Source organism: Ferruginibacter paludis (assembly GCF_030409685.1).
In the GTDB taxonomy this organism is placed as follows: Bacteria; Bacteroidota; Bacteroidia; order Chitinophagales; family Chitinophagaceae; genus Ferruginibacter; species Ferruginibacter paludis.
The window spans coordinates 521,508-535,463 of record NZ_JAUFQJ010000002.1 but is presented as its reverse complement, the minus strand read 5'-3'; the positions used below and the strand labels follow the sequence as shown (position 1 = coordinate 535,463).

General features: G+C 39.9%; 9 protein-coding genes. 2 read left to right on the top strand and 7 right to left on the bottom strand.

Annotated features, from left to right (window positions below; translation table 11 throughout):
* Positions 1–8: 8 nt before the first annotated feature.
* Both thrA and QWZ08_RS04110 read right to left on the bottom strand, forming a co-directional pair.
* Positions 9–2,450 (bottom strand): bifunctional aspartate kinase/homoserine dehydrogenase I, encoded by a 2,442-nt coding sequence (gene thrA / locus QWZ08_RS04115; RefSeq protein ID WP_290335951.1) that lies wholly within the window; start codon positions 2,448–2,450, stop codon positions 9–11.
* A 97-nt stretch (positions 2,451–2,547) separates the two neighbouring features.
* The gene (locus QWZ08_RS04110; protein WP_290335950.1) at positions 2,548–2,715 is read right to left on the bottom strand and encodes a hypothetical protein; all 168 of its coding nucleotides are present in this window, start codon (positions 2,713–2,715) and stop codon (positions 2,548–2,550) included.
* 53 nt (positions 2,716–2,768) lie between these two features.
* Between QWZ08_RS04110 and QWZ08_RS04105 the strand changes: the two genes are divergently transcribed.
* Positions 2,769–5,348 carry a phosphoenolpyruvate carboxylase gene (locus QWZ08_RS04105; RefSeq protein ID WP_290335949.1) on the top strand — a complete coding sequence of 860 codons (2,580 nt, stop codon included), beginning with the start codon at positions 2,769–2,771 and terminating at the stop codon, positions 5,346–5,348.
* A gap of 25 nt (positions 5,349–5,373) precedes the next feature.
* Positions 5,374–5,706, top strand: a complete 333-nt coding sequence (locus QWZ08_RS04100) for a hypothetical protein (protein WP_290335948.1) — start codon at positions 5,374–5,376, stop codon at positions 5,704–5,706.
* Positions 5,707–6,348: 642 nt separating this feature from the next.
* On the opposite strand, the gene nhaA is transcribed toward QWZ08_RS04100, so the two are convergent.
* The 5 genes from nhaA to QWZ08_RS04075 all read right to left on the bottom strand — a co-directional run bounded on the left by nhaA (position 6,349) and on the right by QWZ08_RS04075 (position 13,883).
* The gene (gene nhaA, locus QWZ08_RS04095) at positions 6,349–7,575 is read right to left on the bottom strand and encodes a Na+/H+ antiporter NhaA (RefSeq protein WP_290335947.1); all 1,227 of its coding nucleotides are present in this window, start codon (positions 7,573–7,575) and stop codon (positions 6,349–6,351) included.
* Between the two features lie 71 nt (positions 7,576–7,646).
* Positions 7,647–9,209: an ammonium transporter gene (locus QWZ08_RS04090; protein ID WP_290335946.1), complete on the bottom strand. Its 1,563-nt coding sequence runs from the start codon at positions 9,207–9,209 to the stop codon at positions 7,647–7,649.
* A gap of 45 nt (positions 9,210–9,254) precedes the next feature.
* Positions 9,255–10,331: an outer membrane beta-barrel protein gene (locus QWZ08_RS04085; protein WP_290335944.1), complete on the bottom strand. Its 1,077-nt coding sequence runs from the start codon at positions 10,329–10,331 to the stop codon at positions 9,255–9,257.
* Positions 10,332–10,751: 420 nt separating this feature from the next.
* Positions 10,752–12,152, bottom strand: a complete 1,401-nt coding sequence (locus tag QWZ08_RS04080; protein ID WP_290335943.1) for an ammonium transporter — start codon at positions 12,150–12,152, stop codon at positions 10,752–10,754.
* A 255-nt stretch (positions 12,153–12,407) separates the two neighbouring features.
* Entirely contained in the window at positions 12,408–13,883 is a 1,476-nt protein-coding gene (locus QWZ08_RS04075) for a glutamate synthase subunit beta (RefSeq protein ID WP_290335942.1), read from the bottom strand.
* Positions 13,884–13,956 lie beyond the last annotated feature (73 nt).

The following is a 13,956-nucleotide window of genomic DNA, read 5'->3' as shown; positions in this document are numbered from 1 at the left end:
AATTTTTATTACACCCTCGACGCTTTGATAATATCACCAAATACGCCGGAAGCTGTTACATCTGCACCAGCGCCTGCACCTTTTATTACCAGTGGTTGTTCCACATAACGATCGGTATAAAATAATACAATATTGTCTTTTCCATATAGATGGTACAGGTCGTGCTGTGAATTGATGTGCTGCAATCCAACAGATGCTTTACCTTCTTTAAAGGATGCAACAAACTTCAATTTGTTTTCTCCTGCCTCTTTAAATAATTGTTTAAAATGCGCTTCGTGCTCTTCCATGGATTTGTAAAAATCTTCTACAGAACCAACCATACATGCAGGCGGCATAAAGCTGTTGTTGGCGATGTCTTCCATTTCTATTACGTTGCCGGCTTCCCGGGCCAGTATCATTATTTTACGCATTACGTCTTTACCACTTAAGTCCAACCGTGGATCAGGTTCTGTGTAGCCTTCAGCTTGCGCCTGTCTTACAATTGTGGCGAAGCTCTTGTTACCATCGTAATTATTAAAAACAAAATTAAGTGTACCACTTAATACAGCCTGTATAGTATTGATTTTATCACCCCCACGCAATAGATCGTTCAATGTTCCGATAATCGGCAAACTGGCTCCTACGTTGGTTTCAAATAAAAATTGTGCATTGAATTCTCTCGACAGGTTTTTTAATTTTTTATAGTACTCATATTTAGAGGAACAGGCAATTTTATTGCAGGCTACCACCGAAATACTTTTTTGTAATAGCTGCTCATAACAGCTAGCTACCATTTCATTGGCAGTAACATCTGCAAAAACACTGTTACGTAAATTTTTGGACTGTATCCGCTCGATAAATACCTGCATGTCCATTGTTTCACCTTCCTCAAGCAGCAAGGATTTCCAATTTTTCAGATCAATCGCTTCATCTTTAAAAAGCATTTTTTTACTGTTGCATAAACCGACGACATTTATTTTCAGATGAAGATTTTGCAATAGAAATTGCTGTTGCTGTAGTATTTGTGCCACTAGTTTTCCTCCTACATTTCCAACGCCGGCTATAAAAAGGTTTATCTCTTTATACACGGTTTCAAAAAATTCTTCGTGCAGTACATTGATGGCTTTCTTTACATCCTGTGTAGATACAACCGCTGAAATATTTCTTTCAGAGGAGCCCTGCGCAATTGCCCGAACGTTAACACCATTGCGACCAAGATTACCGAACATTTTTCCGCTTATGCCCGGATGACTTTTCATATTGTCCCCCACGAGTGCCACGATGGCCAAATCTTTTTCAACAACGATGGGATCTACTTTTTTGGTCTCAATTTCGTAGGCGAATGCTTCATTAATAGCCTGCCTGGCGGTTTCTGCTGTGGCGGCATCAATACCTACACATATTGAATGTTCCGAGGAGCTTTGTGTAATTAAAATAACATTGATCTTTTTTTCTGCCAGTGCTTCAAACAGTCGTTTTGAAAAGCCGGGAATACCTACCATTCCACTACCTTCAAGGCTTAACAATGCAATGCTGTTAATGCTTGATATACCCCGTATGCTATTGGTATTATTGCTCGACTCCTGTTGAATTACAGTACCATTATCCTGCGGTGCGAATGTATTTTTTATCCAAGTTGGGATGCCCTTGCCCCTTACCGGCTGTATGGTAGGCGGGTAAATTACTTTAGCTCCAAAATGCGACAGTTCCATCGCTTCCTGGTAAGATATCTGCGGGATGATTCTTACGTTAGTCACCAGCCTGGGGTCGGCTGTCATCATACCCGATACATCTGTCCAAATTTCCAGCACTTGTGCGGATAATGCCGCAGCAACAATCGCTGCGGTATAATCAGAACCACCACGGCCAAGCGTGGTATTAGCGCCCGTACTGTCTGAAGCAATAAAGCCCGGCATCATAAATAATCCTGCGCCGGAGGCTGCAAAATAGTCAGCAATTTTTTTATCGGTAATGGTAAAATCAACAGCAGCTGAACCATAATTTGAATTGGTGATAATCAGCTCAGGGGAGTTTACCCATTCGCATGCGATGGCTTCTGTATTTAATTTTGCGGCTATAATTTTAGAGGATAGTATTTCACCGTAGCTTACAATTCTGTCTTTGGTGCGTTCGGATAGTTCTTTCAGTAAATAAATGCCTGTGCAAATATCTTCAATCTCGTTGCACAAAGTTTTTACCAAACTCAACACCGCACTTTGCTGGGTTATCGTAATCAGTTCTTTTACGGTAGTAAGATGTCTGAGTTCGGCTTCGTGTAACTTTTCTTTATACGTTTCATTTCCTTCCGCAGCCAGCTGGCTGCATTGCAATAAAATATCCGTTATTCCTCCAAAGGCAGATACAACCACAATTGTTTTATCTGTTATAATTTTCTCTTTAACAATGTCAATTACTTTATTAATATTGTACGCGTTGGCAACAGAACTTCCACCAAACTTTAGAACCTGCATTTCTTTTATTTATAGATGTGATGTAAAATAATGACTGTAATAATTTTTATTTATGAAAACGGCGATTTGCCCAAAGGTAATATGAAAGTTGTAACCCTTAACGGGTTGTGCCTGTTGTAAAAATAGTGGTACCTGCAGCAGAAGTTGCTAAAGGCATTTGCGATGAGATAATATGTAATTTCACTTGTACCACTTTTGTGGCCGCTAAATTAAGTAAATAATTGGAAACAAGGCCACCGATTTGAAATTTTTTAAGTATTTTCATGCTTTGTGGTAATTGCTGCCAGCTTTATTACTTTTTATTAATTTTTATTGAATATGGATCATCAGTCGTCGACAGGTTTGCAGCATTTTAAGAACTTGGTTGGAATAAAATTTCAATTGTATAACAGTCTCTTTACTTCTCTTCCATTTCACCGGATTGAAAAAACAGGAATACTTTTATCGCTGTTACAAAATAACTGTGAAGAGGGGTATCGTAAAAAGCAAAGTCCGGTGGAAATCATTGAAGACTTTTTTAACAAACAAACTACCTACCGCCAGCCACAGGAGCGGCTGGACCTTTTATTCAGATTCATTCAGTATATAGAAAGACAGGTAGTGTTATTTGATGCCCTGGAAGATGCGTCTTTTAAAGAAGTAAACGACATGGGTGGCGTTGGTACTTTAAAACACCTGGAAAGCGAAGTATTGCAAACCAATAAAGAAGAGGAACTGTCTGCCAAATTAAAAAACTTTGCGGTTCGGCTTGTGCTCACGGCCCATCCGACACAGTTTTATCCGGGTTCTGTTTTAGGTATCATCAATGATTTATCTAAAGCATTGATGGCAAATAATGCGGCACAAATTAATATGTACCTGCAGCAGTTAGGCAAAACACCTTTCTTTAAAAAGCAAAAGCCAACGCCATACGATGAGGCTTTGAACCTGGTATGGTATCTTGAAAATGTTTTTTATGCTGCCACCGGCAGGATCATGTCTTTTTTAACTTCCCAGTTTCCGAATGCAATAGATGCCAATCACCCGATTATAACGATGGGCTTTTGGCCCGGCGGCGACAGGGATGGTAATCCTTTCGTAACTGCCTCTACTACTTTAAAAGTGGCCGATGCATTAAGGGGAAGCATTATCAAATCTTACTACCTGGAAATAAGAAGGATCAAACGCCGCTTAACTTTTGAGGGTGTAGACACCATTCTGGCAGATCTTGAAACGGAGATGTACAACAACATTTTTATCCCCGGTCAGCGGACTGCGATCAATAAAAATAAAATACTGGACGAACTGCATAAAATCCGGGAAATATTGATTTACAAACACAATGGATTGTTTCTTTACCTGATAGATAATTTTATCAATAAAGTAAATGTGTTCGGTTTGCATTTTGCTTCGCTGGATGTGCGCCAGGAAAGTTCGGTTCATAATAAAGTATTGGAAGCAATTTCAAAAAAATCAGGTTATTTGCCGGAAAATTACGCCAGCTTATCTGATGAAGAAAAAATTGATTTCCTTACTTACATTGAGGTACCACTAAAAGAAGAGCACTTTGACGACCAGTTAGTTGCGGATACCATTGCCACCATTAAAGCCATTAAAAACATACAGGATTTTAATGGCGAAGCTGGTTGTAACAGGTATATCATCAGCCAGTGTTCAAGCGCATTGAATGTGCTGGAAGTATATGCTTTATTCTTATTATGCGGCTGGAAAAAAGAATCCCTTAGCATCGACATTATACCTTTGTTTGAAACGGTCGAAGACTTGCAGAATGCGCCGGATGTAATGCAACAATTGTATTCGAACAAAGTTTATTCAACGCATCTCGAAAATAGAAGTAAAAGGCAAACCATTATGCTCGGCTTTTCTGACGGAACCAAGGATGGTGGTTACCTGATGGCAAACTGGGGGATTTATAAAGCAAAGGAAAACCTGACCACGGTTTCAAAACAACACGAGGTGGAAGTACTCTTCTTTGACGGCCGCGGTGGACCACCGTCAAGAGGTGGTGGTAAGACGCATAAATTTTATGCATCCATGGGCCAAAATATTTCCAACAAGGAAATTCAATTGACAGTGCAGGGGCAAACGGTTAGTTCCAGCTTTGGAACTGTGGAAAGCGCCCAATTTAATATTGAACAATTACTGCATGCCGGTATAACAAATGAATTGTTTAATAACCGTCATGTGCTGATGAATAAGGAGGAAGAAAATTTGCTGCAACACCTGGCTGAAGTTAGTTTTACAAAATACAGCGCATTAAAAAGTCATCCCCGATTTACCGATTATTTATCGCAGGTAAGTCCGCTTAAATTTTACAGCGAAACCAATATCGGCAGCCGGCCAGCCAAGCGTACCGGAGGCAGCAAACTTTCTTTAAAAGACCTGCGGGCTATCCCGTACGTGGGTGCCTGGGCACAGCTAAAACAAAACGTTACCGGGTATTTCGGCGTTGGCAGCGCTTTGAAAGAACTGGATCAGCAGGGAAAATTTGATGAGTTAAAAGTACTTTATGATAAGTCGCTCTTTTTTAAAACTTTGCTTGATAACTGTGAGATGGCCATGAAGAAATGCTTTTTCCCACTCACCGAATTTTTATCAGCAGATCCAAAATACAGTGAAATCTGGACAGTGATTTATGATGAATTTAATTTAACCAGGCAATACATTTTAAAGATTTCCGGCAAAAAAGAACTGATGAGCGATTACCCGGTTGATCAGTTGTCTATTGCAATGCGGGAAAGAATTGTACTGCCTTTATTAACGATACAACAGTTTGCTATCATGAACATACGGGAGATTGAGGACAACCTCATTAATTCTCCACTGAAAGAAACCTACGAGAAATTGATTATGCGCTCCTCTTTTGGCATCATCAACGCAGGCAGAAATTCGGCTTAATATTTTTCAATTTTAAACGGCGTACATGATAGTAGGATTAATCATAGTTTTTCTTTTCAGCATTTTTATTGCCAGCTATTTGCTCGCCCGACGCGATGATAAAATCCTGGACCTTCAGCAAAGAGTAGAATTCCTTGAGCAAAAAAGTAATAAAAAGATTATCAGCCGGCTGTTGTTTGTAGAATTAAAATCTGTGAACAGCGTATTGGACACTTTAAATAATTGCTTTTATGAGATAGATAAAGAAGGCAATTATGACATTGATACGGAATACCGCCTGGCAGATGTTACCGATGAATGGTGGGAAAGTTTGTCAAGCCAGGATCTGGAAGTGGTAAATAAATTGAAAAACGCGTAGGTTTCAGTAACGTAACTTTAAAAATTATCCCCTTTTTTATAGTAAATGAAAAATATTTTAAAATATTTTTCATTTTTTTTGTTTCTGAGGCACGCAAAAAATGTTACTTATTATTTTGATCTGCTACTATTGCCGGCTCAGGGTACTCAAATAAATCAAAAATTTTCCTCCTCATCATTGGATTGAAAAGCCGCGGCTTCTATTAATGAATATGCAATTTTTCTTAATACATTTATCAACGTCGAATATGGCTGTAATGCAGCACCAGCGCTTGTTTTATTGAAATATAGGTGTGACCTTTACGTTATAAATGCAAATTTCGTATGTCAGTAATCAATCTTTTATCAGCAGATTTTCAGCTATTCAGTTACAGTCCCGTAATTATAGAAGTATCAAAAGTGTTACTTGTGTCCCTGGGATGGATAGGCGGTTTAACTGCTTTCGTTTACTGGAAAGATAAACACCCAGCATGCCTTACAGCATAAGTTTTAATTTTTGGTATAAACATATTCAACGCAGTTTTACAACTGCGTTTTTTTGTGCCCTATCTTCTGCTAAAGATTACATTTCATGTAAATAAAAACACCCTCTATAAAAATAGACGGTGTTAACGATTGCTTGCCATATGAAAAATGTATACTTCTAATTAAGTTCCAGCTGTAAATCCAGCGAAGGTGGTGTTACCACAGGTTTGTGCAGATGAGCCACTGATTGATCAGTCTCTGTACTGATGGCCCAAAAGTACAATACGCTAGCTACTACTGATAAAGCAACGCTTGTAAGGATAGCGATCTTTGCTATATCCCTCACAGCATCGTCACCAAAAGCAAGCATGGTGGTAAATATAGACATCGTAAAACCAATGCCAGCCAGCGTACCCATACCCAGTATTTGTTTCCACTGAATGTTATGTGGCAGCTTGGCTATGTTTAAAGACACCAGTAAGCGGCTTATCAAAAATATACCCAGGGGTTTTCCCACCACCAGGCCTACAATAATTCCGATCCCTACTGTACTTCCCAATGCTTCTGCAAAATGAGCCGGAATAAAAAGTGCTGTATTTGCCAATGCAAAAAGCGGCAGTATAAAAAAGTTTACAAAGTTGTGAATGAATTTTTCGACTGCCACCAGCTTTTTTGTGGGTATGGTAAAGGCAAATATTACCCCGGCAATACTTGCTTCAATACCCGACTGAAGAATGGCATACCACAGGCATACAGCCAATATAATTTGAAGAAATCCGAATTTTATTTTAAAATAATTGCAGGCCATCAATGCAAGGAATATCGCACCTGCGATTGCAAGGAACGTCCAGTGCAACTGGCCTCCGTAAAATAATGCAATAACAATGATTGCCCCCAGGTCATCAATGATAGCAAGCGCCATCAGTAAAATTTTTAAACTTAACGGCACCCGTTTGCCCAGTAAAGAAGCAATGCCTAATGAAAATGCAATATCAGTAGCTGTAGGTATTCCCCAGCCGGTGATATAACTTGAATGTACATTAAACGCAATGAAAATTAAAGCCGGTACCATCATGCCGCCCAAGGCTGCGCCAAATGGGAGAATTGCTTTTTTAAAAGAAGATAATTCACCTTCCATTAATTCTCTTTTTATTTCCGTTCCGGCCATTAAAAAGAAAATACCCATCAGGAAGTTATTGATCCATTCCAGGTAAGTGGCAGGGAGGTGCAATGCTTTAAAACTGTGCATCTCACTGTTCCAAAAATTTCTATAGGAGAGACCAATTCCTTTATTAGCCAGGAATATAGACAATAAAGTACAGATGATTAAAATAATACCTACCGTGCGGCTATCGTTGATAAAATACCGTAAGGGGGTCATTATTCTATGAACTATTCTTTTCATTTGTAAACTTTTATTCCTGCTGAAATTAAAAATGGTCCCATCAAAAAATTCCGATGGGACCATAAAACTATTTAATCAACATAACCATGAACACCCATTTCAGGCATATCCAGGCCAGCAATTTCATCTTCTGCTTTTACCCTGATTGGTGTTATTTTGTTGGATAGTTTGAAGAAAGCATACATCACAACAAATACGAAAACAAAACAAACTGCTACGCCAATAAGCTCAGCAACCAATTGTTTTCCGTCGCCATAGAACAATCCTTTTACTGTTCCTGGTACACCATTCCATCCGTCACCATATGAACCGTCAGCAAATAATCCTAAAGCGATACAACCCCAAGCGCCATTGGCACCATGTACTGCAAATGCGCCAACCGGATCGTCGATCTTTAGCTTTCTGTCTACAAAATTGTAAACTACAATTACCAGTATACCGGCAACTGCTCCGATTATTACTGACCCCATAGAATCTACAAATGCACATGGTGCAGTAATAGCTACAAGGCCTGCCAGTAATCCGTTACATAACATACCCGGATCAGGTTTTTGTCCTTTAATGTACATAAATATAAGTGCAGATAATGTCGCAGCTGTTCCCGCCATCATGGTATTAACCGCAACTACGGCAATACGTAAATCGCCACCTGCAAGGGTTGAACCCGGATTAAAACCAAACCAACCCAAGGCAAGGATGAATGTTCCTAAAAGTGCCATTGGAATATTGTGACCAGGGATCGTATTCACTTCTCCGTTTTTACCATATTTACCAATACGTGGTCCGATGATGATTGCACCAGCTAATGCAGCAACACCGCCCACCAAATGCACAACAGAAGAACCGGCGAAATCTACATGACCATGACCCAGACCAAAATTAACCCCCAGCTGAGACAACCATCCGCCGCCCCATACCCAGTTGCCGTACAAAGGGTATACAAACATGGAAATAAACAAACCAAAAATCAGGAAAGATTTAAATGACCATCTTTCTGCCATTGATCCGGTAGGGATGGTAGCAGTTGTATCCATGAATACCATCTGGAAAAGGAACAATGTAAATACACCAACGTCATACACCTTGCTGTTAAGGAAAAATCCTACTGTACCAGCTATTCCAAAATCTTTACCAAACATGTGAATTACATATTCATGCGGAATAACGCCCGGTGCTCCTCCAAGTGTAACGGCGTTTAGCGCTCCGCCGAACATTAACGCAAAACCGCAAACCCAAAAACCGAACATACCCAAGGCGTAAACCAGGAAGTTCATACCCATTGTATGGGCTACGTTTTTCTTTTGAGTAAAACCCGTTTCAACCAATGCGAAACCAGCCTGCATAAACATTACCAAAAATCCGCAGATCAATGTCCACATAATATTGATGGAAATTTTACTGTGGCCATCTGCAGCAGCTATTACATTAACTGCACTTACTACCTTGTTTAAAGCTGTGTCCGATGTAGCAGCCAGGGTATCTATCCCCAGGTCCTTAACGGTACCGGTACCGGCTCCCGTAGGATCCTGCGCCATGGTAAGAACGGGTGATAGCATGAGGACCAAAACAACGACTGCCATTGCATAAGATGCAATACGGTGGCGTGTCCATTTACCGATTTTTTTTACATTCATAATAGATAATTTATTGGTTAAGGTTGGTATAAAAGAAAACGTTGATTAAAATTTGTATACTGCTGCAAGCAATGCGGTGGCGGTTGATTTAGAACCGATGCCATCATTTTTTGAATAAATTTCGCTTTGAGCAGCTTCAAATCTTAATTCAGGAATAAGGGTAAAAGGACCAACTTTATAATCTAAGGACAGCGTGCTTGCATAAATGCTTTTCGTGCCATAATAAACTACTTTACTATCACTGATCAATTCATTTCTCCAGGTAAGGCCAACTGTTGGCGAAGGATCAACATTCAGATACAAAGCAAGGCCTTTCCAGCTGCCGCTTGGATTGGCAGAACCTTCAATTTGTTTGCGATCCTGCATGGTTGCGTTAAACCCAATGCCGAATTTATCGGTTACTGTTGCGTTAACAACCAGGTCAAGCTGACTTAAACTTTTTAAAGCCAGTGGATTTGAGCCTTCATTGGCTCCAAAAAATCCGGCATAATTCAGATACGCTTTTAATTTGCCATCTTTAGACCCTCCGCTAACCTGTGCGAGTAGCGTTTTTGTGCTTGTAGTAGAAGTTGTCTGATCAATGAAGTTAGCAACACCCAGCATAAATCCAACTGGGCCTGCCGTAACATCCATCTTTACACCTGTATGAGAAAATGGACCGTTAGTGAACATATAGGACATGCTGTAGTTCCTGTTTAAAGGAGCATCCATCACTTCATAACCAACGTGGGTTGCAAATTTTCCTGCAGTTAATTTTACATTACTCGATAATGCATAAGTAAGGTATAATTGCTTTACCATTGCAAGGCTGGATTTTGCGGCAGACTCATAATAAGAGAACTCTTCGGCTCTTGTGCCAAATCCCAGATCAGCAGTCGCGGTAACTTTACCGGATAAAGCCGTGGCGTCGGCCTTGATTGTAGCCATGCCTAAAGCAAATGAACTTTGCGAATTTGTAAAGCTTGTTTTGTTGTTACTATTACCGGCAGCATTCGAAAAGTTATAACGGTAATAACCATCAACAGATCCGGAAATGGTAAGAGATTTGGTAGAATCCTGCGCATGAAGAGTTTGCATGGCACACAAAGCGATGATTGCAGTTCCAAAAATTTTTTTAATCATTGTTTTTAGTTTAGTAGTTGGTTAAAGAAAAGTGTTGAATCTCTTTTGGCAAAAGCAATCCAGTATATCATAAGGACAAAATCGAATAAATTATGATTTAGTATAATCTAAATCTCTTTCACAATAATACGCACAAAAAGCAAAAGTAACCCTAATAAAAAAACATATTTATAGTTAACATGTGTATAAATAGGTCTATTTATTAGAAAATTTTAAAAGTAACGCTCAAAATTTATATAAAATGCAGTATTTACTGGCTTTTATTAAGATTATTAAATATAATATATATCATACAATAACTTCTGGTTAACGAAATGATTGGGCTGCATTTTCAGGTTGAAAAGACGAATGGCGGCGCTTGACAAAAAAAATCCGCGACATTACTGCCGCGGATTTAATAATATTTATGTCTTTAGAAATTTAATGAACAGGTCTCTCTTCAATAATACCTTCAGACCTCACCAGTAAAGTACCCTGTACATAATTTTCACCATGCTGAGATTCATCGAGACCCGCAGATTCTTCATCTTCAGAAACACGCAATGGGTTTACGAAATTGATAAATTTAAATATCAGCCACCCTACAATAAAGCTATAGCTGGCAACAATTACCATTCCCTTTAATTGGGTAAAAAACAAATCACCACCAAAAAATAATCCCTGGTGATTGGCAGTAGCATCTAAACCCACCGCACTGTTTACTGCATGAGAGGCAAAAACACCAGTGAGCAACATGCCAACAATCCCACCTATGCCATGGCAGGGAAATACATCCAATGTATCATCTACTTTGGTCTTGGAACGTAATGAAACAGCAAGGTTGGAAATGATGGCAGCAACAAAACCAATAAAGGCGCTATGTGCAATACCTACAAAACCTGCTCCCGGAGTAATAGCTACCAAGCCTACTACAGCCCCAATACAAAACCCCTGCACAGATGGCTTTTTACCGCGTAATACATCAAAAAACATCCAGGACAAACCGGCTGTGGCAGCAGCTGTGTTGGTAGTTGCAAAAGCAGATACCGCCAATGTATTGGCAGCCAGCGCTGAACCGGCATTAAAACCAAACCAGCCAAACCACAGCAAACCGGTTCCGATCAATACATAGGGAACATTTGCTGGATGATTTTCAATATTGTCGATATGCGATTTTCTTCTTTTTAATACCAGTGCACCCGCCAGCGCTGCACAACCTGCCGTAATATGCACAACTGTACCACCAGCGAAATCAAGCACGCCCATTTTAAATAAAAATCCGTCAGGATGCCATGCCCAGTGACATACAGGAAAATAGATGAATACACAAAACAACACAATAAATAAGGCATATGAAGTAAAGCGAACCCTTTCAGCCACTGCACCCACAACCAGTGCTGGGGTTATGATAGCAAACATTAACTGAAATAAAGAGAACAAGGTTAGCGGAATGGTTGGACCACCTACCCACGGAGCACCGGACACAACGCCTTTATAAAATAAATGCGACATTGGATTTCCTATAACACCTCCAATGGTAGTTCCGAAAGACATTCCGTAGCCAACTGTAATCCACAAAACAGTTACAATACCGGCTGCGACAAAACTCTTGATCATAGTACTCAATACATTTTTTCGGTTCACCATACCTCCATAAAAAAAGGCCAGACCTGGCGTCATCAAAAACACCAGAGCAGTCGATATCAAAACCCATGTTATATCTCCCGTTACATATTTGGAAGTATCTGCAAAGGCCTCAGCAGTAGGAAAGAAAAGACTACCTACGGCTACTGCCGTAAGTGCAAAAAAAGGTAGCACTTCCCTTATTCCGATTTTTTTCATAACGTTTAGCGGTTTTAGTATTAATAAATAATATAATGTTTTAGCATTTAAACAAAAATACCAAAATTTTGCAGATAAATATTCATCCACCTGAATAATTGTTAACATTATACTCATATTGTACATTTAATTTAAATTAACATCACATTAACCGACTTTTCGATATAAAATACTTGGATATTTAAAAATCATATATGCTCCAAATAAAAAACTCCCTGTTTGCACAGAGAGTTTTCATTAAAAAGTTGAAATTTATTAAACCAGGTACCGGGCAATCATATTCCCGTCGGCTGTCTCAAGCAGCGAGTTTCCAACAAGGAATTCATCTACTTTTTCAGCACAATCACGTCCTTCCTTTATCGCCCAAACTACCAGCGACTGCCCCCTGCGCATATCCCCTGCCGTAAAGATTTTACTAATATTAGACTGGTAATTTTTCTCCGAAGCCCTTACGTTGCCTCTTTCATCCAACTCAAGTTCCAGTTCTTTAATCAAACCTTCATGTTGCGGATGCACGAATCCCATTGCCAGCAAAGCCAGTTCACAGGGAACTTCCCTTTCACTTCCTTTAACTTCCACGAATTGCGCCGGCCTGTGGTCAACGACTTTCCACTCTAAATCTACCAATACCAGCGACTTTAAATTACCTTTTTCATCACCAATAAATTCTTTGGTAGCAACCGCCCAATGTCGTTCACAACCCTCTTCATGTGAAGATGTGGTTTTTAACAACATAGGATAAGTAGGCCAGGGCATTACCAAGCTGCGAGCCTCGGGTGGTTTGGGCAATAATTCAAACTGAGTCACAGAGGCAGCTCCATGCCGGTTACTGGTTCCAACGCAGTCGCTGCCGGTATCTCCACCGCCGATAACAATCACATTTTTACCTGTAGCAAAAATATCCTTCTCATCGAAAGTTCTTTCCGCCACCCTTTTATTTTGTTGCTTTAAAAACTCCATGGCAAAGTGCACGCCTTTATAGTGTCTGCCGGGAATAGGCAAATCTCTTGGTATGGTTGACCCTCCAGCCAACACTATTGCCTGGTATTCCCGTAATAAATCACTGATGCTGATATTTACACCCACATTGGCATTACACTTAAAAATAATTCCTTCCTCTTCCATCAATTTTATCCTTCTGTCAATTACCCATTTCTCCAGTTTAAAATCGGGTATACCGTATCGCAATAAACCGCCCGGCGCATCGTCGCGTTCAAAAACGGTTACGGTATGACCTGCAACATTTAACTGGGCAGCCGCCGCCAAACCTGCAGGGCCGCTGCCTATAACGGCTACTTTTTTACCTGTGCGGGAAACCTGTTTGTGTGCTTTTACAAACCCCTTATCAAAAGCTATTTCAATAATATGCTTTTCAATTTCTTCAATTGTAATAGCGGGCTGATTAATACCTAACACACAAGCCGCTTCGCAGGGTGCAGGACAAATACGTCCGGTAAACTCCGGAAAATTATTGGTGGAGGAAAGAATATCATATGCTTCTTTCCAGCTTTTGCGATACACCGCATCATTAAACTCTGGTATTACATTACCGAGCGGACATCCATTGTGACAAAAAGGTACACCACAATTCATGCATCTGCCTGACTGCTGATTTAATTTTTCTTCAGGAAATCTTTCTATAAATTCTTTATAGTCATGCACACGTTCCTGAGCGGGGCGCTTGGCAGGAAGCTCTCTTGTAAACTCTAAAAAACCGGTTGGTTTGCCCATTGTATTATTTGTTTTTCAGTTAATTATTTTTTTCGTGTCGTAATTATTATTCCGGCATTTTTGCTCTTTGCAT

What these genes read in the sequence shown, in the direction of transcription:
- thrA (WP_290335951.1), bottom strand. Translation starts at nt 2,450, where the DNA reads ATGCAGGTTCTAAAGTTTGGTGGAAGTTCTGTTGCCAACGCGTACAAT.
- QWZ08_RS04110 (WP_290335950.1), bottom strand. Translation starts at nt 2,715, where the DNA reads ATGAAAATACTTAAAAAATTTCAAATCGGTGGCCTTGTTTCCAATTAT.
- QWZ08_RS04105 (WP_290335949.1), top strand. Translation starts at nt 2,769, where the DNA reads ATGGATCATCAGTCGTCGACAGGTTTGCAGCATTTTAAGAACTTGGTT.
- QWZ08_RS04100 (WP_290335948.1), top strand. Translation starts at nt 5,374, where the DNA reads ATGATAGTAGGATTAATCATAGTTTTTCTTTTCAGCATTTTTATTGCC.
- nhaA (WP_290335947.1), bottom strand. Translation starts at nt 7,575, where the DNA reads ATGAAAAGAATAGTTCATAGAATAATGACCCCCTTACGGTATTTTATC.
- QWZ08_RS04090 (WP_290335946.1), bottom strand. Translation starts at nt 9,209, where the DNA reads ATGAATGTAAAAAAAATCGGTAAATGGACACGCCACCGTATTGCATCT.
- QWZ08_RS04085 (WP_290335944.1), bottom strand. Translation starts at nt 10,331, where the DNA reads ATGATTAAAAAAATTTTTGGAACTGCAATCATCGCTTTGTGTGCCATG.
- QWZ08_RS04080 (WP_290335943.1), bottom strand. Translation starts at nt 12,152, where the DNA reads ATGAAAAAAATCGGAATAAGGGAAGTGCTACCTTTTTTTGCACTTACG.
- QWZ08_RS04075 (WP_290335942.1), bottom strand. Translation starts at nt 13,883, where the DNA reads ATGGGCAAACCAACCGGTTTTTTAGAGTTTACAAGAGAGCTTCCTGCC.